Origin of the sequence: Paenibacillus sp. p3-SID1389 (genome assembly GCF_025151705.1) — a bacterium.
GTDB lineage: Bacteria > Bacillota > Bacilli > Paenibacillales > Paenibacillaceae > Fontibacillus > Fontibacillus phoenicis.
This window is the reverse complement of the sequence record NZ_JALXVO010000055.1, coordinates 1-18,577: the sequence shown is the minus strand read 5'-3', so window position 1 is coordinate 18,577 and position 18,577 is coordinate 1. Positions and strand designations below refer to the sequence as shown.

The window sequence follows — 18,577 nt, the reverse complement described above, 5'->3', positions numbered from 1 at the left end:
GTCTTTTACGTAGTTTGCGGATATTCCCGCAGGAAAGTCAAAAACGTCACCGCTGTGACCGGCAACAGCGTCGATTTCAAGTGGATCGAATAAAACATCCGTTTAAAAGACAACCCTTCAATATCCAGCACCTCCAGCAGTCCCAGCGCCTGCTCATGCTTAACGGAAGAAGGTGAAATAATCGTGATGCCAATCCCGGCCTCGACCGCCGATTTTACCGCCCCCGTGCTGCCGAGTTCCATAACAGTACGAATTTGATTGATGTCAACACCGCATCTCCGCAGTTCATCCTCCATCACCTGACGAGTGCCAGAGCCTTTTTCCCGCAGTACAAAAGGGTAATGAATCGCTTCCTCCACCGTTACAGACCTTCTCCCCGACAACGGGTGGCCTGCGGGAACAATTAGCTTGAGCTCATCCTCCATGACAGGCTCGGATACCAAGTCCGGATGTTGAACCGGCGCTTCAACTAACCCGAAACTCAGCTGGTGATTCAGGATCTCCTCGATGATTTGCGTCGTGTTGATCACCTTCATCACGATTGAGATATGAGGGTATCGCTGTCCAAACGGCCCAAGGAGCCGAGGGAGGACGTATTCCCCGATCGTCAAGCTGGAGCCGAGCTGCAGCCGCCCCTCCAGCATCGATGTATGCCGCGACATGGCCTGCTCTGTTTCACGAATTAACTCCACGCTCTGGCGAGCAAACGGCAGCAAAGTTTGGCCGGCTTCCGTTAATTCGATCTTTTTCGTAGAACGGATCAGTAGCTTCGTGCCGAAGTAATCTTCCAGCGATTGGATTTGCATCGTAACCGCAGGCTGAGTCATGTGCAGTGCCTGGGCTGCAGCCGAGAAGCTGCCACGCTGCGCCACCGTATAGAAAATATGAAGCTGGTGATAGTTTAACGCCATCGTCCGGCACTCCCCTTTCTTTCCATTGCAAAGCTCTCCATTAACAATAGCATGCCCGGGCCAACTACATAAAGTGCTAGTCCCATGAATTGTTGCCCTATCAAAAAACGCCTGCCCTACATCCGATGGCTCTTATCACTTCTGTGCCCTTTATGTGCCCGCATATGGTCTTGTTCGCGCCTCTTTTGCACCATTATCCCTTTCGCTCAGAAATTAGGAATTGTGGAAGGAGGTTTTCTAAATGAGACAGTCCCAGAAAGCTGACCCTTCAGGATTAATTGGGGTCAATTGAGTAAGTTGATTTTTTGGGAGTTTTTTCTTGTGTACAGAACATATGTTTGGTATAATTTAAAAAGAGAACATTAGTTCGTAATTTTGGAGTTGGGAAGATTCACATTGGAGGGATCCGACATGGAGTTAGGTATGAATAAAAAGCTGCTTCAACCTATCAGCAGCCGTTTTCAAAGTGAGGCCGACTGTATCGAGGCGATCATCGCTATGAAGTGGCCAGACGGCTTCGTCTGCCCGCGCTGCGCTTATACCAAATGCACCCGTCTGTCCTCCCGACGACTTCCTTTGTTTGAGTGCAGAAGATGCAGCTATCAAGCCTCGCCTTTGGTGGGTACGATTTTTGAAAGAACCCATCTGCCTTTGGTGAAATGGTTTCAAGCTATGGAGCTGTTCCTGCTTCCCGACGGTATCTCAGCGCTGCGGTTGAGTCAGGTGATCCAAGTTACCTACAAGACCGCGTGGCTCATGCTGCACAAAATCCGCCATACCCTCGGTGAATGTGATGCCCGGGAGCTGCTCTCTGGAGAGGTGAAGGTGAACCGCGATCAGTATGGGACGGATCCCAACCGCTTTCATCCAGCTTCTCAACCTTATGCCACCGCAGTCGTCGCCGGCTGCACGGTCACGGAGTCTGGTGAGCCCGAGCGTGTGAAGATTCAACTGATACCGCATAAAAGAGGAGGCGAGCAATGGGCTACCCGGCACGATCTCGCTACGTTCATCAACAAGCATGTAGACGTCCATACCTCAACCAAGCGGTGGTTCCCTTTCGTTTATCGGATGTATCTGCCCTTACGGAAAGTCGTGAGAGAAGCACGGGACTCTATCAGACGCACGTATGTCGCCTTGGGAATAACACATTTGCAGGCGTATTTGAATGAGTACACCGTACGCCGTTACCTGCGCATGACCTTTTCCGAGGAAGAGATGCGCCAGAACCTGCTGCAGATGTGCCTGTCCATTCCAGCAATCTCGTACCGCCAGCTAATCGTAATCCGCCGGATCTCAACCATTGCAGATGCGGCTTAATCGAGATGCTTATCAACATATCTATATTTTTCGCAATAAACCACCCGACTAGCTTTTTTTGCAACGTATTTTTAACTTTATCAACTTCAGAGCATTTCCTGTTCCCAGTTTCTCTTCCTCCATGACCTGACGCAACGGGATAATCGTTAAAAAGGGGCGGAGAAACTACGTTATCCTGCCACTGCCACCCCCGCACTGGGAAGGACGTGAGGGCCATGAGGGACGCCAGGGATGCAGGAGACGGGAAGGATGCGAGGAACGGAGGAGCGGTGTATTTGAGTTGCAGAAAAATCGGTGAAATCGTATTTGACACAACAGGCTAAAATGTCAAAAGAAGCAGACCGGTTAACGGCATGCTTCTTTCCAAATCGTTCTACGTCTTCTTTCTCATCTTCGGCTTCGGCCTAGTTTCTGTCTTGGCCTACTCCCGCAGCTCCTAGCGGTGCTTGCGGCTGTTCTTCATCAGCGTCATTCGCCGGGAATGGCGAAGCCAGGAATAATAAGATTTCAAATCGCGCAATTCAATGGTTTCCGACATCCGTCCAAGAAAGGTAACGATGATCATGCGGTGCATCGGGCGTCCGGCAAGGTCGAACTCTCCGGGAATTTCCGCAAATTCAGCCACCATCACGAGATCGTCATCAATTAAATAGACGTCCTCTTCCTTGCGATAATATGGCGTTATGCGTCCCTGCTTTAAACATTCCCAAGCCCATCCGGCAATCTGTTCAACCCCGACATTATCCCGATCAATTCTGTCCTGGTATCGGAGCTTGGCATGGTTCGTTACTACGATATCGGCAACTCTCTTGTCCCCTAGTTGAATATAGAAGGATTCATAGGTTCTCCAGCGTTCCGTTGCCTTGTCTCTCATGCCGCACCTCTCATTGTATAGGTCTTTGTAAATAGATAAGTAAGTGATTTGCCAATAATTAGGTCTTTTTAACTAAGCTCTTTTACCTATTATATTACATCATTCCCTAATTTTCTACAAGATTCAAGTGTTTTTTGTCAAAAAATAAGGTCTCTAGAACTATAAATCCATAGGAGACAGTATAAACACAAAAAAGCCGCGCAACGAGTAGCTCGCTGCGCGGCTTTGGCATTCGAATCGCTTGGTCTAACCTTCGGTTAGAGTCCGTAGAAGCGGGTTTTGTCCGGGACGTCCTTACTGTATTCGGTTTTAATTTCCCCACGGTAAGACCGCTCAATTTTGCGAACATAGGATAACTTACGGATATTCCGCATCGTCTCTTCCGCCCGATCGGCATTCACATACATAACCACATAATGCATGCGGCGGGATAGATAATGCACGCTTCCGTATTTTTCTAAGTTCCTTGCCGCTTTCAAGTCGCTTACCCATATGATATATCCTGTACGCTCCGGAAACATGACTTTCCCCTCCCGTGGCTTAACTACCTGGAACTTCCGGAAACCAATCTTCCGGAATGATCGGCTGCTTATGCTCTTAGCCGCAGCTGCAACTTCCACCGGCGCCGCATCCGCCTTTCGGATTCGGATCATTGCTTGGCACCTTGATCGTATCGGAAACGGCATAAGCGATCATTTCCGACATCTGGTGGAGGATATCGTCGAGTTCGTTCTCAGCGGCTTTAAACTTCCGAACCGCCTCGAAGCGCTCTAATTCCCGCTCCACCTCGGCCACTTTATCCTTGGCCTCGTGATAATTCGGATGGAAATGTCCAAAGCGCTCGGTTTCCCGGAACAGTTCCTTCTGAGCTTCCAGCTTCTTGACCCATGCCTGAATCTCACTATCTTCTTCCACGCGCTTTTTCCAATACAAATATTCGGAAACGGCGGCGGATTGATTTATCATATCGCCCAATTCATAGGCGTTGATCAGCACTTCGGCCATGTCGACCGTATTCTTCGCGATTACGCTCATGAATTTCATCTCGCTTTTGTGGTTATTGTTCCACCCAACAGGTAGACGTCACTATCATACCACAATCCTTTAGCGAGCAGAAGAGGTTCATCCTTCCTAAGCTCTCATTTGCGTAAGCCTGTTGGGAGAATTAGGCGGATCGCCTGCCAATCTCGGGGTGACAGCAGCACTTCCTCTCCTGGAGTCTCTTTTCCCTGTGCCTCAGATGAGGGTAGCTTACGCACTCTGACTTGCCAATCCGTTTCACTTTCCACGACTGCCAGCGGCAAGCAAACAACGCTCTCTCCTCCGATCTGCAGCATCAGCTTGGCAGACCAGGCCAAAGCCCGTTCGATCAGTTCACGGGCGGTCGAGGCGTGATAACGCCGCAATTCCTTCCACCACATGACGGGGATCTCCGACAAACCCGGGAACAGCTCGTCTACTTCTGGCGGACGGGTTTCCGGCTCATAAAAGTGCAGATCCGCTCCTTTATAAATCCAGCCTTGGCCCTTCTGCCCGCTCGGCCCCTCATCATTTGACCAGGTGATTTCCATTTCCGTAAGCTTCGGAAGAATCGGTTCATTGGGGGCTGGAGTGCCCCGGTGAACCGGAGCCAATCGCTCACTTTCTAGAATCTTGATCACTTCCGCCTCGCTGTCCGTCGTTACGAGAAAATGAAGCGGACCAATCCGCTCCAGCTTGCCGGCCAGCGATGGCAAATCTGCAATGCGATCCGCGGCTTCCGTATCCGCACAGCTGAGCAGCTTCACTTCGGTGAGCGTGGTACGGCCGATTTCCCGCCCCCATTGGAGCAAGCCGTCGCGAACAGACGCTGGTACACCGGCAGAATGCTCCTCCAGCAGCTGCAGGATCTCCTGCGGCGTACGACCCAACTTGCATGCCTGCTCCAGGCCCGCACGCGTCAAACGGTAGACGCTCATTACGCCTGACGAGGCCAGTTCAGCGCAAGCCTCCAGCTCAAACCGGACCGTAAACGGTACGTCTGGCGGAACCAGCAGCTCGAAATCAGGCTGCACGATCAGCTTCCCTTTCGCCGATGGGGAAGCCGTCGGCGAAGAAGCGTCCCGTTCAATCAGCCAACGGAACATCCGGCCATCCTCCGGATGGCGGCCAAGCTCCATCCAGCCACAGCCGCACAAAGCTTCAAGCCATCCTTCGATCCAAGCGGCGCGCTCCGGTGACAGATCGCCGCTCTCCCCCCCCAGCAGCCCCTGGTCTTGGAGCGAACCCAGCAGTTCCTCCACCGAATACCACGCGCCGGGTTTTAAATCCGGTGCCGTTAGTCGCAAGGCGACATGCTGCAGTCCAACGTCAGCCGGAACATAGCGCTGCAGCTCGCGCATTAGAACGAAGTTCATCGCCGGCACATCCAAGGACAACCATGCCGCCATTCCCGGGACATCCGCCCGCCAAACCGCCCTCTCCTTGGCGATCAGCCCTAGCGCCAGCAGCAGATCCATCACAACCGCAAGTGCGGGAGAATATACGTCCGGATGCGGATAGTTGAGCTGCAGACCTGCGATGTCTTCCGCTTTCAGCGCAATTCGGTCTTCCAACTTGCTGTGTTCCTTCTGGTGAATCGTCCCTTTCGCCGTCATCCGCAGTCCATTGCCGGCAATCCAGGTCAAAGCGCGGAACAAATCCAACGCCAATCCAGGTTTGGCCTCCCGTTCAAGTTCCACGCGCACCGGGTTCTGCTCCCGCAGCTCCGCGTACCCCCATATCTTCCACATCTCTAGCTGGCGGTCTAGCGGGATGTAAAACAGCTTCTCTCCCCAAGCCTTGCGTACCGCAGCGATTTCTCCAGAGCGCAGGAGCACCGGCAATGCAGCGCGAATGTCGGCTCCGCTCAAGCTGCCAGCCGCGGCGGCGTTAGCTTGTTCCAGCCGAAACGGCTGTCCTGCATAACGCCGAAACAGGAGCCGGAGCGCCTCCATCTCCGCTTCGTTTAATGGCTCCCTAACTGGCCCATCTATCAAAGAATCTTCGTAAGCTGGCATTTCCGACCGCCTGCTCATGCTTCGATCCCCTCCTGCTCGCGCCGCACGGCATACTCATAACCCTGCTCCAGCAAAAACAATTGCCGCCGGAGGGCAAATTCCTGTTCGCGGGTGTTCTCCGACACGAGGGTATAAAAATAAGCCCTGCCGCCGTCTCGCTTCGGCCGCAGAATCCGTCCGAGACGCTGCGCCTCCTCTTGACGCGAACCAAAGCTGCCGGAGATTTGAATCGCCACCGACGCATCCGGCAAATCCACCGCAAAATTGGCTACTTTGGACACGGCCAGAACCGGAATTTCCCCTTCGCGGAACGCCTGAAACAATCTGCTCCGTTCCGCCTGCGGCGTACTCCCGGTAATGAGCGGAACGTGGAGTTCCGCGGCGATGCTTTGCAACTGATCCAAATATTGCCCGATAATCAGTACCTGACGGTCCCGATGCCGGTCCAGCAATCGCCGCACGATCTCGTTCTTATACGGGTTCTCCGCGGCGATTCGAAACTTCTCCCGCCCTTCCGCCCGGGCGTATTGATTCTGTTGTGGCTCGGGCATCGCCACCCGGATTTCCTGGCAATCGACCTGCGCGATAAAACCGCTCTCTTCAAGCGTTCTCCATGGGACATCATACCGTTTGGGTCCGATCAAGGAGAAGACGTCCCGCTCGCAACCGTCCTCGCGAATCAGGGTGGCGGTCAGCCCAAGCCGACGGGTCGCCTGAATATCGGCGGTTGCCCGGAAAATCGGCGCCGGAAGAAGATGAACTTCATCGTAAATGATTAATCCCCAATCCCGTTCTTGGAACAGGGACATATGCTTGAAGCCCTCCTCTTTGCGGGCTCGATGGGTCAATATTTGATAGGTCGAAACCGTCACCGGTTTGACTTGTTTTTTCTCTCCTGAATATTCTCCAACCGCTTCCGGCGGCAAAGTCGTTTTCGAAATCATTTCGGAAATCCATTGACGTACCGAGGTCACATTGGAGGTTAAAATCAGCGTCTCGCACTGGAACCGTTCCATGGCGGCCAGTCCAACTACGGTCTTTCCCGCTCCGCAGGGAAGTACGACAACACCGCTTCCGCCTTCACCAGCCTTGCCGGCAAATGCAGCGACCGCTTCCTGTTGGTACGGTCTGAGCCGAAACGGCCTTCCTCCTTCCAGTTCCTCCCGGAGAGCAAACTTCAGGTTGCGGCCTTGGTGGTAGCCTGCTTCGTCCAGGACAGGATAACCCAGCCGGGCAAGTTCTCGTTTTAAGTTGCCGCGCCATGCGGCCGGCAGATGGAGATGGCGCTTGTCCACCAGGCTCCAAGTCCCCGCCGGTAAATCCAGTTGTCGGGATAACTGCTCCAGAAAACCCTCTTCTTCGGTTCCAACGTACTCCAGTTCCAATCGGTCCGATTCACCTGGAACCGGACGCAGCTTCAGCTGCCCGAACCTTCCCATCCAGTTGCGGATGTCTTCAGCCGCGCCGCTCGGCAGTCCATATCGGGCCATAGACTGAAGTTCTTCCAGCACTCGATCCGCATCGATCCCGCAGGAAGCGGCATGCCATAATGTGAGCGGAGTAATTCGATATGTATGATAATAAGCCGGGCTCTTCACCAACTCGGCATAATGGGACAACTGTTCCCGCGCCGTTTCGAAGCCGGGATGCTCCTTCTCCAGCAGCACCGTTAAATCTCGCTGAACGATACATGCTCCCGTTTCTATCATCGGTTATGCCCTCCTTTAGATCAGCCTCTTGCAACCAGCAAAAAGAGAAGTCCGCCGCCAAGGCTGCGAACCTCTCCCGCTTACTTTCTCTTCGTCATTAATGTACCTGCTCCGAGATTTCGGACAGAGCCTCCCCGGCATTGTCGGCAAAAATATTACGTACCGCCAAATCGCCAAGCGATACGATCCCGATCAAGCGATCCCCTTCGCATACCGGGAGCCGGCGGATTTGCTGCTCGGCCATCAGTTCTGCGGCCTCGTCCACCGACATGTCGCGGGAAGCGGTTTTGATCCCTTTGGTCATCACTTCGGAGACTGCCGTCGAGCCGGGACGCTTCTCGGCGATACCGCGGATCACCAAATCCCGGTCTGTGATGACGCCAATCAGCTTATCTCCGCCTTCAACTACCGGAATGAAACCCGTGTCGTGTTCTTTCATTTTAACCGCTACTTCGTAAACATTATCCTGCGGCGTCACAGTAACGACGTTTTGGGTCATAATCTCGCTAACTTTTCTCAACATAAATCCCTCCTTTGAACATAGCGTGCCAAAGTAGGAATCCGATTATGCGTGTTCGTCCTGATAGGATTCCGCCATCGCCGCCAGCAGCCCCGCCGCATGCAGCATGGCGTCTTCGTCGATATCAAATTTGGGATGATGGTGCGGATACATTGCGCCCTTGCCGGGATTTCCCGCGCCAACAAACATGAAACAGCCCGGAACCCATTGCAAATAGTAGGCAAAATCCTCCGCCGGCATGATCTTCGGCGACAGCTCGGCCCGCAGTCCGAACACCCCCGGAGCCACCTTCGTAAAACGATGGTATTCACCTTCATCGTTCACCAAGCTCGGGTAGCCCATCATATAGTTGATTTGCGCCTTCGCACCGTATGCTTCCGCCGTGCTTTGGGCCAACACATGAATCCGCTCGCGGATGAGCTCCCGCGTCTCCTCGCGGAAGCAGCGGACCGTGCCGGACAATCTGCAGCGGTCGGCGATGATGTTCTGCGCCGTGCCGCCCTGGATCGAGCCGATCGTCACAACGGCCGGGTCCAGCGGATCCACCGAGCGGCTCACCACGCTTTGCAGCTGCAGCACAAGCGACGAAGCGGCCACCACGCTGTCCACCGTTTTATGCGGCATGCCACCATGCCCCCCGCGTCCCTGCACATCGATGAAGAACTCGTCGGTCGAAGCCATCAACGGTCCCGGTGCGCTCGCCACCGTGCCGACCGGAATCGGCGTCCACAGGTGCACTCCGTAAATAACGTCCACGCCGTCCAGCGCACCTTCCTCGATCATCGATTTCGCCCCTCCCGGGCAAACCTCTTCCGCCGGCTGGAAGATCAGACGGATCTCCCCGCGAAGCTTCGCTTTGGTGCGGCTGTAGTACTCCGCCAGTGCCAGCAGCGTTGCCGTGTGGCCGTCGTGACCGCAGGCGTGCATCACGCCGGGGTGCTGAGAGGCGTACTCGCACGTTTTTTCGTCCTGGATTGGCAACGCGTCCATATCAGCCCGAAGCGCCACCGTTTTGCCGGGAAGCTCTCCCCGGATGCGGGCTACAAGGCCAAACCCGCCGACATTAGTTGTCGTTTCGATCCCCAGCTCCCGCAACTTATCGGCGACCAGCGTTGAAGTCTCCTTTTCCATGAAGGAAAGCTCCGGATAGCGGTGAAAATGACGCCGCCGCTCCACCATGGATGGAAACAAATCGCTTAACAGCTTCTCCTCCATCGTCCCACTCCTCTTTCCACGATCTCGTTTAGCTTATTGTAGCAGAAAACGGGTGACTCGTTCAGATTTACCTTAAGGAAAGCCGCTGATTTGCGAGGTTTTCCCATGCTTGCACAACCGATGGAAACATAATATCATGGGGATAAGTGTGATAACTTTGATGAAAAAAGTTCACATTTGAATCGATCCGTGAACTTTGGACCAATATTTTGAAGGGGGCACTCTTTACAATGATCGTAGAAAATACCGGATTGGACGGACTGCAAAGCGATTTGGCTTACTTAGACGAAGCTGCGGAGAAGGTAGGCTTCATCCGTTGGCAATGGGAATATTACCGCGCTACATACGATTATAAAATTGAATATAATAACAGCGACTATTACCTCCGCATCAATACACGGGTGGTAGAAGGCAAACTGGAACGTCCAGACACGGTACTGGCAATCGAAGCGGTCTATATGGGGCGGGCCACTTTTCCGCACGGCTTGGAGTATGAATCGGAGATTCCTGCGATGGTCATGAAGACCGCCAATCATAAGTTGACGGAATTAAAGGAACTTCTTGAGGCCTAATCGGTAACGCGATGAAAGAAGGCACAGAGAAACCAAGACGCGGAGCCCCCGATTTTCAGTTGCTCATCTTAACCTTGCTGATGGCCGGTTTCGGAATCGTTATGGTGTTCAGCTCCAGCTCCAGCATCACGCTGGTTGATGCCAAATTTGGTTATGACCCGATGTATTTTACGAAACGGCAGATTATATTCGCCTTAATCGGGTTAGTCGGCATGTTCGTGACGATGAATATCCCTTACGAGAAATATAAGAAGCTGTTTATCCCTGTGTTCATCCTGGCCATCATTATGCTGCTGCTTGTACCATTTATCGGCGGACGCATCAATGGCGCGACCAGCTGGTTCACGATTGGTACGCTCGGGATTCAACCGACGGAGCTTGCTAAAATCACGACGATCTTATACCTGTCGGCCCTCATCTCCAAGAAAGGCGAGCGGTTCCGGGATCTAAGAACCGGGTATATCCCGGTCATGGTCATCGTTGGTTTTGTCGCCGGCTTGATCATGCTCCAGCCTGACCTTGGCTCTTGTCTGATTCTTGTGGCTACCGCCGGGCTGATTATTTTCGCCGGCGGCGCGAATTTGAAGCACATTCTCGGTTCCATTGGGTTGCTCATATTAGGTGCCAGCATCGTGCTAGGCGTCGAAGCGTTGTGGGACAAGATCAATCCGCCCGATCCCACCGTCGCTGCGAGCAGCGATTATCGGATGGGCCGGATCGAAGCCTTCCTCGACCCATGGCATGATACGCAAGGAACCGGCTACAACCTGATTCAATCGCTCACCGCGATTGGCCATGGCGGACTAACCGGTACTGGATTCGGACAAGGCATTCAGAAGCTGCATTATTTGCCGAATGCGTATAACGATTTTATTTTCTCCGTCATCGGCGAAGAATTCGGGTTTATCGGTACGTTGATCTTCCTGCTGTTTTATATTTATTTCATTTGGCGCGGGCTGCTCGTGTCGCTGCGCTGCCAAAGCACGTTTGGCACGTTAGTTGGGGTTGGGATTATGGGCTTGATCGCTATCCAGGCGTTCGTTAACATCGGCGGCGTCACCAACACGATTCCGGTGACCGGCGTCACCTTGCCCTTCATTAGCTACGGCGGCTCTTCGCTGCTCGTTATGATGGTCTCGATGGGCATTGTGCTTAGCATTTCGCGCGAATCATCTCTGCCATTGAAGCAGGAACGCACCAAATCGGTGATCATCCGCGAACCAACGCCGTTCGAACTGCGCAGAGAAGCCCGGCGCGGTTTATAATTTGAAGCTAACAAAAGAAGACTACGGAGTGATGATCTCCGTAGTCTTCTTTATGCTTACTGCATATGCCAGCAATCCGGTCATTCGAGGCCGAAAGCGAAACTCAGGTATGCTGCAGAAGGTCAAGGAAGGGGCGATCAGATTTCATCGTCCTTAAACGCCACGCCCTCGACTTTCACGTTCACTTCTACAATTTTAAGTCCCGTCATGCTCTCTACCGCTTCTCGAACATTTTGCTGAAGCATCCGGCAAACTTCGTGGATCGGCGTCTCATATAACACGATAATTCGCAGGTCGATTGCCGCCTCCAATTGACCAACTTCGACCGTGACGCCCTTTTGCACATTTTTGCCGCTTAACCGTTTAGCCCAACCTTCGGAAAGCCCCCCGGACATCGCGGCAATCCCCGGTGTCTCTAGAGCAGCCATTCCGGCGATTTTGGCGACAACATCGTCTGAAATCCGAATTTGCCCGCTATCCAACTGCAGTTGTTCGGTCATGGTCATTCCTCCTTCAACCTCATTAATTTCATTGTAAATCGGAAGTCGTATTAAAGCAAATGTAGACCTTTCGATTAATTTTGAGTAAAATTGTTACATTCAGTTTATTGCCAAAAAATGACTAACTCGAGGTGTTCCATGAAAAAGTTTATTTCACCCGCATTGTTGCTGATTTTCTTTGCACTTAGCGCCATGGGGCATTACGCGCACTGGTCAGCAACGTTAGAATTTGTCATCTCCGCGATCGCCGTCATTCTTGTCGCGGGCTTTCTCGGCCGGGCAACGGAGAGCGTGGCGCATTACGCGGGTCAACGCCTGGGCGGCTTCCTAAATGCCACCTTCGGTAATGCGGCCGAATTGATTATCGCCATCATGCTGGTCCGCGAAGGGCTGTTCGACATGGTGAAGGCCAGTATTACCGGGTCCATCATCGGCAACCTGCTGCTCGTGCTGGGGCTCAGCTTGTTTGCGGGAGGCTTAAAGCACAAGGTGCAAAAATATAACGTCACGTTAGCCGGCATGAACGGCTCGCTGATGATCGTAGCGATCATCGCATTGTTCGTCCCGGCGATCTTCCTGCAAACCCACGTGCTGCACGAGGACGATCGTTTCGCGCTCAGTTTGGTTGTTGCCGGCGTTCTGATTGTCGCCTATATCCTCTGGCTGATCTTCTCCATGATCACGCACAAGAACCATCTGGCAGATATCAGCGAGAAGGACGCGGAAGAGCTTCCGCATGAACATGCCCCGGCCTGGTCCAAGGGGAAGTCGATTTTATATCTGGTGATCGCTACCGTTATGGTTGCGTTCGTCAGCGAATGGTTGGTACATACGCTTGACACGCTGACCGCCGATTTCGGTCTGAGCGAGTTGTTCGTCGGTGCCTTTGTCGTTGCGATCGTTGGTAATGCCGCCGAACACAGCGCTGCCATCATGCTGGCGATGAAGAACAAAATCGGGGCAGCCGTAGAAATCGCCGTCGGCTCTAGCTTGCAGATCGCTTTGTTCGTGGCTCCTGTGCTCATCTTCGTCAGCCATCTGTTTGGCAAGCCGATGGATATCGTATTTACCGTCATCGAGTTGGCCGCGATTGGCGTCTCGGTATTTATCGCCAAATCCATCACGCAGGACGGCCAAACCAACTGGTTTGAAGGGGTACTGCTGCTGGCGGTCTATATGATTCTCGGCGTTTCGTTTTATCTCGTATAACCCTCAACAACAAAACAAGCGTATGTCTTCGGCAACTTCCGAAGCATACGCTTGTATTATTTAGCAGCAACAGCAAATGCCTTACTGTTGTCTATTGTTCATGGCTTCATACAGCGAGGCCAAATTACGTTCCAATCTGCTGAGGATTTGTTTACCTACCGTTTCTTGAATAAGTCCGACGCGAATTGCGTAATCTACTTGTCTGGAGAATCCATACATCTGGGTATCCAGCACTTCCTCATAGAGAGGGCAATAACGTGTGGCCAAGTTCTCCATCTGTACTTCGATCAGCTTCTCAATTTTATCTGCATCTTCTTTCAGAAGATTAAGTGCCTTCAGGTTTAGTTGCTCCTGCAACTCAGATGAAGTCATGCTTCTTCCCCCCTATGTCCAAAATCGCCTACCATTCATCTCTAATCTTAATATTAGACGAAATCGAAAGCCAATACAAGAACCTGCTTAAATTAACCTATCTATGAAAAACCGCTGAGTACCGCTGTTCGCAGGCATTAAAAAACACCCCCGACCTAAGTCGGGAGTGTTTCTCATTGACATTAATCGGCAACAACTTTGACGTCCAACCCGTGTTTCGCAAACACTTCGGTTACGGCTTTCTTCGCTTCTTCCGCATCCGGTCCGTGAACGTGAAGCTCATAGCTCTTCGTATTTACGAGCGTGGTGAAGAGGCCGAGGATACTTTTTACATCGATGTACTTATTGTCCGCTTGAAGCACAATGGAAGAAGTGAACTTGCCTGCTGTTTGGGCAATTTCGACTACCGCTTCATTGTTCGTGGCCATAGGATCCCTCCGTCTTTAACATTGGAAATAACATACTTCAATCATACATTGAATCCGCTTTCCTAGCAAGGAGGATTTCTGATTACTTCAGGTTTTCCGGGTTCAATCCCTCAAGCTCAGGCAGCACAAAAATGCCATCCTTACGGATCAGTACATCGTCAAAATAAATTTCTCCGCCGCCGTAATCCGGACGCTGGATCAGCACAAGATCCCAGTGAATCGAGGAACGGTTGCCGTTATCGGCTTCCTCATAAGCTTGACCTGGGGTAAAGTGAAGGCTGCCCGCAATTTTCTCGTCGAACAAGATGTCCTTCATCGGATGCAAAATATACGGGTTGAATCCGATCGCAAACTCCCCGATATATCTAGCCCCTTCGTCCGAATCCAGGATTTCGTTCATCCGTTTCGTGTCGTTGCTCGTAGCTTCAACGATCTTACCGTTCTCGAAGCGGAATTTGATATTCTCGAACGTAACTCCGTTGTACAGCGTAGCCGTATTGTAGCTGATCGTGCCGTTTACGGAATCGCGGACCGGAGCCGTATAGACTTCGCCATCCGGGATATTCCTTTGACCGGAGCACTTGACCGCCGGAATGTCTTTAATCGAGAAGGTCAGGTCGGTGCCCGGAGCAACGATCCGGACTTTGTCCGTTCTGTTCATCAGATCAGCCAAGGCATCTTGCGCCCGATCCATTTTGGCATAATCCAGGTTACATACGTCAAAATAGAAATCCTCGAACGCTTCCGTGCTCGTATTGGCCAATTGGGCCATGCTGGCGTTCGGATAACGGAGCACCACCCATTTCGTACGTTTCACCCGTTGTTCGCTATGTACAGGGTGGGAATAAAGCGAATTGTACAGCTTCATCTTATCTTCGGGTACGTCGGACAGATCGTTGACGTTAGAACCCGCACGAATGCCGATGTAACAGTCCATCATTTGCATCCGTTTTAAATCGTATTCCGCCCAGGTTTTGATGCCGTCTTCCGTGGCGTATTTCAATTGCGCACGTTGTACAGCCCGGTCAGTAATCTCAACGAAGGCGTTCCCGCCCTTCTTCCCAACCTCTTCCACGACCGCTTTCAGCAAATCACGTTCATCGCCAATCATTTCGACCAGGACGTTCTCTCCCGGTTGTACATTTACGGAATAACCAACCAGGTTTTCCGCCAGCTTCTGAATTCTAGGATCTCGCATCTGGCTTCACACTCTCCTCAATATTCGTTGTGGGATTTGGTATTACAACCCGTGCCGGCCGTCCAAACACCCCATTGGTTTAACCATTGGTTAATTCTTCTGCTATTGTAGCACGATAGGGTCGGAAAGTCAGCCTAACCTAGGATGTCACTCACGCCTACTGATAACCCTCAAACCGGTTATCGGTTCGCAGCACCTCCCGCTGCGGCACGCCTTTGGGTGACAAATAATTCAACGTCGTCTCCGAGGTCAGCCTGGAAGGTAATCCCGATTTGCGGTCAATCGTCAAATGGTAGACGACGGTCGCTTTCATTTGCTTCAGCATGACCGCTAACTGCTTGCTGCCCGTCGTCCAGATCTGCGACAACTCGTTTCGCAGCTGCTCCTTCTGTGAAGCCGGCACCTGTTCTAATTGCGCCAGCCCGGCCTCACGCGTGAGCTCCATTTCCGACAGCAAGCGATCCTTTAACCGCATGGTAGCTTCGGCTGGATCCATCTCGATCCGAAGCACCTTCGTCCCCCGTGCAGCACCGCTCTCGGAAGTGATCGTTTTCTTAGCGGCCATTCGAATCTCCTCTAGTTGTTCCAGCGGGTTCAGACGGACCACCCCTTGCAGCAGCGCATTGTGGTCATCGGATTGCACCAGCCAGTTCCCGTGCTCTAACCGGAGCTTGGCTTCCCAGCCATTCGGCTCTGCTAATCCCGCCGTTTGCAGATGGCCTGCAGGGTATCCCGCCCGCTGACCCATCGGCTCGCCTCGGATACTTAATTCCCTATGCTCTTGAAGACGTCCCGTATAACTGAAACTCTCCTCCAGCCCTTGCCCGTTTCCGCGCTGCAAGGCGGCTAAGCCGCGAAAGGTTAACGCGTCACATCCCGCCAGCCCGGACCAGGTGAAGTCAAACCACTGCTCCGGCGTCCTCGCTTCGTTGATCCCGCACGACGCCAAGATTAGCGTGACTAGCAGGCCATAGATGATCTTCCCTAACCGATATTTATACGTTGGCCTTCTCCGTGATATCCCCTTCATATGCAAGCCCCCGCCTGAAAAAATAAATCCGGTTCCCCACCGGATCATTCCTTTTGCTAGTTCTAGCAGTATCCTGCCACAGGGACGGTCACTCTATTCGCAGGTTCGACCGGCAACCCAAAAAAGAACGCTCCCGCCGTCCATATGTCCGGTCGAGAGCGTTCTATACCAATGAAGCAACCATTTACGAGGAGGGGGCGTCCTCTCTGGATCCGACTTGCGTCTGGTTCCGCCCGTTGTTCTTGGCTTTATACAGCGCCATATCCGCCTCATAGAAAAGCGACTCCACGCTAAGCTTCTCATCGCCCTTTACCCACTCAGCAATACCGCATGAGACGGTCACCGGCGGATCGGTATCCATCGCGACGCGCAGCCGAATCGTTTCTGCGATTTGGTAGCTGTTCTCAGCGCTTGCACCGGGCAGGTACACCGCCAGTTCTTCGCCTCCCCAGCGGGCGGCGATATCTGTCTTGCGGATTGAGCTCTTGACGATTGCGCACACCTGCTTCAGGATTTTATCCCCGGTTTGGTGCCCGTACGTGTCGTTGACCTGCTTAAACTGATCAATATCCACGATGATTAAGGAACCGTTCGTGTCTTTCTTCTGGAATTCCTGGATCGCATCATCGACGTAATGGCGGGCGTAAAGTCCAGTCAGCATATCGCGATTGGCCATCCGGCGTACCTCCGCATGCAGCGACGCGTTGGCGATTGCAAGACCGATGTGTGAGGATAAGACCTGAAGCAGCTTGTAATTATCATAAGAAAAAAAGCGGGTCTTGCGGTGCGCCAGCATGATCACCCCGTTCACTTCTCCCCGGACGAACAAAGGTGCGGTGATCAGCGAGCGGGAGTTCGTCTCCTCCATAAATCTCGAGGATACCTTCCCATAGGCTTGAAAGTCCGACAGAATGATCGGCTCCTGCGTGGAATATACCAGCCCGCTGAATCCATAGTTTTTCGGAAAATGCTCCTTCGACAGCCCCGGAACATTGCTGGACACAATCTCGAACGTTTCTGTCTCTTTGTTTAATTGGGAAATACAGCAATACTCCGCCTGAAAAATCGATAGCAACTCTTCGGTTGCAAATTGGAAAACTTCCTTGAGCCGCAGACTTTGATTCAGCCGTTTCGTTAATTCATTGATCAGCCTCAGCTCGTTGATCAGCAAATTCGATTGTTCATACAGCTTCGCGTTCTCAAATGCCGTGCCGGCCGTATCGGCCAGCATGCCGATCAGCTGCAAATCCACATCATCGATCTCCTCACGCTGGATGCGCAAGTGGAAAACCCCGTACACCCCTTGTTTGCCACTGAGAGGTACGGCGATTTCCAAATTTCTTTCGCCTTCTCCCTTCGGATCCACGGTTTCCCTGACCTGCATTCTGCCCTCCATGAAAGCCCTCACGAGCAGCTCATCGCCTTGTCCAAGCAATTGAAACGATTTAACCCGCGGATCGAGACTTACATGATCCTGAGACATAAGCAACTCCAGACGGGCATTCGGATACATGCCGGACACCCGCTCGAACACCTCGGTCAGGACCGAATCCACGTCGATCTTATCATGAAGCTTCTGCACCATTTGAAAAAGCTTAGAGCGGCGCTGCTCCTCCCGCTTGGCTTGCTGCTGGATGCGGACCAAATCCGTAATGAACATTCCCTCAAAGCAACGATAAAAACAGGTTTGAAACAGCCGGGCCGCCATCTTGGCTAACAAGATCGCCTCTGAAGTGCAGCTCTCACGCATGAGACAGCCAAACACCGCAAACAACTCGCCATGAATGCGTGTATACACCGGTACAGCCGCATAAACTCCGTCGGCCTTCTGGGCTGCGATGGCTTTGCGCTCATACAAGCTCTGCTTGATGACCTCTTCCATTCCGCTAGGCCAGGAACGTTCTAGCGGTTGCCGCGGGTTCAACGAATCGGCAAGCAGCTTCTCGCCGCGGCTGCCGGCAAGGAAGAAATCAGCCTCGCCGAGTTCCGGCATATCGCTGATCTGTTTGCGCCATTCCGCAAATCCCTGTTGTAATATGGAATCGATGTAGGGAAAATCGTGGGCGTTAATATCTAGCTGCCGCAGCCAATCGGTATAATCGTTGACATCATCAAGCCGCGGCAGGCCGGAAGCGTTATTCAGGTTCAGCATCGGCTGACCCAAGGATTGATCGGCCATAAAAAAGCTCCTTTATATGCTGCGTTGGAATTGTAACCCTTCTGCGATAAATATTAAACGGACAAGCTCTTGTCCTGAAGTTCAAGCTTGTCCATCTCCGCCATATCCGATCTTGTCTGATATCTCTATTTTACTATCTTCCTTAGGGTTTTGCATTATAAATCCTAAGGTTTAAGGTATTTTTTTGGGACTAAAGCCCTATCGACAAAAATCCACCCATCTCTACAAAATCACTTA

General features: G+C 52.4%; 18 protein-coding genes. 4 read left to right on the top strand and 14 right to left on the bottom strand.

Annotation, left to right across the window (positions count from 1 at the left end; all coding sequences use genetic code 11):
* Positions 1-5: 5 nt before the first annotated feature.
* A complete protein-coding gene (locus M3G15_RS18100) occupies positions 6-911 on the bottom strand; it encodes a selenium metabolism-associated LysR family transcriptional regulator (protein WP_009225239.1) in 906 nt (301 codons plus the stop codon).
* A 411-nt stretch (positions 912-1,322) separates the two neighbouring features.
* Here M3G15_RS18100 and M3G15_RS18095 point away from each other — a divergent pair, with 411 nt between their 5' ends.
* Positions 1,323-2,231, top strand: coding sequence for a transposase (locus tag M3G15_RS18095; protein ID WP_260071663.1), 909 nt, complete (start codon positions 1,323-1,325; stop codon positions 2,229-2,231).
* A 436-nt stretch (positions 2,232-2,667) separates the two neighbouring features.
* Here M3G15_RS18095 and M3G15_RS18090 read toward each other — a convergent pair whose 3' ends face one another.
* The 7 genes from M3G15_RS18090 to M3G15_RS18060 form a co-directional block, all read right to left on the bottom strand.
* Entirely contained in the window at positions 2,668-3,105 is a 438-nt protein-coding gene (locus M3G15_RS18090; protein ID WP_009225237.1) for a hypothetical protein, read from the bottom strand.
* 257 nt (positions 3,106-3,362) lie between these two features.
* Positions 3,363-3,626, bottom strand: coding sequence for a YlbG family protein (locus M3G15_RS18085; RefSeq protein ID WP_009225236.1), 264 nt, complete (start codon positions 3,624-3,626; stop codon positions 3,363-3,365).
* A 76-nt stretch (positions 3,627-3,702) separates the two neighbouring features.
* Positions 3,703-4,140, bottom strand: coding sequence for a YlbF/YmcA family competence regulator (locus M3G15_RS18080; protein WP_036645300.1), 438 nt, complete (start codon positions 4,138-4,140; stop codon positions 3,703-3,705).
* 104 nt (positions 4,141-4,244) lie between these two features.
* Positions 4,245-6,161, bottom strand: a complete 1,917-nt coding sequence (locus M3G15_RS18075) for a helicase-associated domain-containing protein (RefSeq protein ID WP_260071662.1) — start codon at positions 6,159-6,161, stop codon at positions 4,245-4,247.
* Positions 6,158-7,852, bottom strand: coding sequence for a DNA repair helicase XPB (locus M3G15_RS18070; RefSeq protein ID WP_260071661.1), 1,695 nt, complete (start codon positions 7,850-7,852; stop codon positions 6,158-6,160). The genes M3G15_RS18075 and M3G15_RS18070 overlap by 4 nt, the downstream gene beginning before the upstream one ends.
* A gap of 97 nt (positions 7,853-7,949) precedes the next feature.
* Entirely contained in the window at positions 7,950-8,372 is a 423-nt protein-coding gene (locus tag M3G15_RS18065) for a CBS domain-containing protein (protein ID WP_036645298.1), read from the bottom strand.
* Positions 8,373-8,417: 45 nt separating this feature from the next.
* On the bottom strand, positions 8,418-9,587 hold the full coding sequence (locus tag M3G15_RS18060; protein ID WP_260071660.1) for a M20 family metallopeptidase: 1,170 nt from the start codon (positions 9,585-9,587) through the stop codon (positions 8,418-8,420).
* Between the two features lie 230 nt (positions 9,588-9,817).
* Between M3G15_RS18060 and M3G15_RS18055 the strand changes: the two genes are divergently transcribed.
* Positions 9,818-10,159, top strand: coding sequence for a YugN family protein (locus M3G15_RS18055; RefSeq protein ID WP_009225230.1), 342 nt, complete (start codon positions 9,818-9,820; stop codon positions 10,157-10,159).
* An 11-nt stretch (positions 10,160-10,170) separates the two neighbouring features.
* Positions 10,171-11,424 (top strand): putative lipid II flippase FtsW, encoded by a 1,254-nt coding sequence (gene ftsW / locus M3G15_RS18050; RefSeq protein ID WP_009225229.1) that lies wholly within the window; start codon positions 10,171-10,173, stop codon positions 11,422-11,424.
* Positions 11,425-11,561: 137 nt separating this feature from the next.
* Here ftsW and M3G15_RS18045 read toward each other — a convergent pair whose 3' ends face one another.
* Positions 11,562-11,924: an Asp23/Gls24 family envelope stress response protein gene (locus tag M3G15_RS18045; RefSeq protein WP_036645252.1), complete on the bottom strand. Its 363-nt coding sequence runs from the start codon at positions 11,922-11,924 to the stop codon at positions 11,562-11,564.
* 138 nt (positions 11,925-12,062) lie between these two features.
* On the opposite strand from M3G15_RS18045, the gene cax reads away from it, so the two are divergent.
* Positions 12,063-13,133, top strand: coding sequence for a calcium/proton exchanger (gene cax / locus M3G15_RS18040; RefSeq protein ID WP_009225227.1), 1,071 nt, complete (start codon positions 12,063-12,065; stop codon positions 13,131-13,133).
* A gap of 81 nt (positions 13,134-13,214) precedes the next feature.
* Here the strand turns inward: cax and M3G15_RS18035 are convergent, their stop codons facing one another.
* The 5 genes from M3G15_RS18035 to M3G15_RS18015 form a co-directional block, all read right to left on the bottom strand.
* A complete protein-coding gene (locus tag M3G15_RS18035) occupies positions 13,215-13,505 on the bottom strand; it encodes an Fpa/YlaN family protein (protein WP_009225226.1) in 291 nt (96 codons plus the stop codon).
* A 182-nt stretch (positions 13,506-13,687) separates the two neighbouring features.
* Positions 13,688-13,933 carry an HPr family phosphocarrier protein gene (locus tag M3G15_RS18030; RefSeq protein ID WP_009225225.1) on the bottom strand — a complete coding sequence of 82 codons (246 nt, stop codon included), beginning with the start codon at positions 13,931-13,933 and terminating at the stop codon, positions 13,688-13,690.
* Positions 13,934-14,015: 82 nt separating this feature from the next.
* Positions 14,016-15,131 (bottom strand): aminopeptidase, encoded by a 1,116-nt coding sequence (locus M3G15_RS18025; protein ID WP_009225224.1) that lies wholly within the window; start codon positions 15,129-15,131, stop codon positions 14,016-14,018.
* Positions 15,132-15,288: 157 nt separating this feature from the next.
* Positions 15,289-16,161: a hypothetical protein gene (locus M3G15_RS18020; protein ID WP_260071659.1), complete on the bottom strand. Its 873-nt coding sequence runs from the start codon at positions 16,159-16,161 to the stop codon at positions 15,289-15,291.
* Positions 16,162-16,345: 184 nt separating this feature from the next.
* Positions 16,346-18,340, bottom strand: a complete 1,995-nt coding sequence (locus M3G15_RS18015) for a sensor domain-containing diguanylate cyclase (RefSeq protein ID WP_260071658.1) — start codon at positions 18,338-18,340, stop codon at positions 16,346-16,348.
* Between the last annotated feature and the right edge of the window lie 237 nt (positions 18,341-18,577).

What these genes read in the sequence shown, in the direction of transcription:
- M3G15_RS18015 (WP_260071658.1), bottom strand. Translation starts at nt 18,340, where the DNA reads ATGGCCGATCAATCCTTGGGTCAGCCGATGCTGAACCTGAATAACGCT.
- M3G15_RS18085 (WP_009225236.1), bottom strand. Translation starts at nt 3,626, where the DNA reads ATGTTTCCGGAGCGTACAGGATATATCATATGGGTAAGCGACTTGAAA.
- M3G15_RS18045 (WP_036645252.1), bottom strand. Translation starts at nt 11,924, where the DNA reads ATGACCGAACAACTGCAGTTGGATAGCGGGCAAATTCGGATTTCAGAC.
- M3G15_RS18080 (WP_036645300.1), bottom strand. Translation starts at nt 4,140, where the DNA reads ATGAGCGTAATCGCGAAGAATACGGTCGACATGGCCGAAGTGCTGATC.
- M3G15_RS18070 (WP_260071661.1), bottom strand. Translation starts at nt 7,852, where the DNA reads ATGATAGAAACGGGAGCATGTATCGTTCAGCGAGATTTAACGGTGCTG.
- M3G15_RS18055 (WP_009225230.1), top strand. Translation starts at nt 9,818, where the DNA reads ATGATCGTAGAAAATACCGGATTGGACGGACTGCAAAGCGATTTGGCT.
- M3G15_RS18090 (WP_009225237.1), bottom strand. Translation starts at nt 3,105, where the DNA reads ATGAGAGACAAGGCAACGGAACGCTGGAGAACCTATGAATCCTTCTAT.
- M3G15_RS18035 (WP_009225226.1), bottom strand. Translation starts at nt 13,505, where the DNA reads ATGACTTCATCTGAGTTGCAGGAGCAACTAAACCTGAAGGCACTTAAT.
- M3G15_RS18075 (WP_260071662.1), bottom strand. Translation starts at nt 6,161, where the DNA reads ATGAGCAGGCGGTCGGAAATGCCAGCTTACGAAGATTCTTTGATAGAT.
- cax (WP_009225227.1), top strand. Translation starts at nt 12,063, where the DNA reads ATGAAAAAGTTTATTTCACCCGCATTGTTGCTGATTTTCTTTGCACTT.
- M3G15_RS18095 (WP_260071663.1), top strand. Translation starts at nt 1,323, where the DNA reads ATGGAGTTAGGTATGAATAAAAAGCTGCTTCAACCTATCAGCAGCCGT.
- M3G15_RS18100 (WP_009225239.1), bottom strand. Translation starts at nt 911, where the DNA reads ATGGCGTTAAACTATCACCAGCTTCATATTTTCTATACGGTGGCGCAG.
- M3G15_RS18060 (WP_260071660.1), bottom strand. Translation starts at nt 9,587, where the DNA reads ATGGAGGAGAAGCTGTTAAGCGATTTGTTTCCATCCATGGTGGAGCGG.
- M3G15_RS18020 (WP_260071659.1), bottom strand. Translation starts at nt 16,161, where the DNA reads ATGAAGGGGATATCACGGAGAAGGCCAACGTATAAATATCGGTTAGGG.
- ftsW (WP_009225229.1), top strand. Translation starts at nt 10,171, where the DNA reads ATGAAAGAAGGCACAGAGAAACCAAGACGCGGAGCCCCCGATTTTCAG.
- M3G15_RS18030 (WP_009225225.1), bottom strand. Translation starts at nt 13,933, where the DNA reads ATGGCCACGAACAATGAAGCGGTAGTCGAAATTGCCCAAACAGCAGGC.
- M3G15_RS18025 (WP_009225224.1), bottom strand. Translation starts at nt 15,131, where the DNA reads ATGCGAGATCCTAGAATTCAGAAGCTGGCGGAAAACCTGGTTGGTTAT.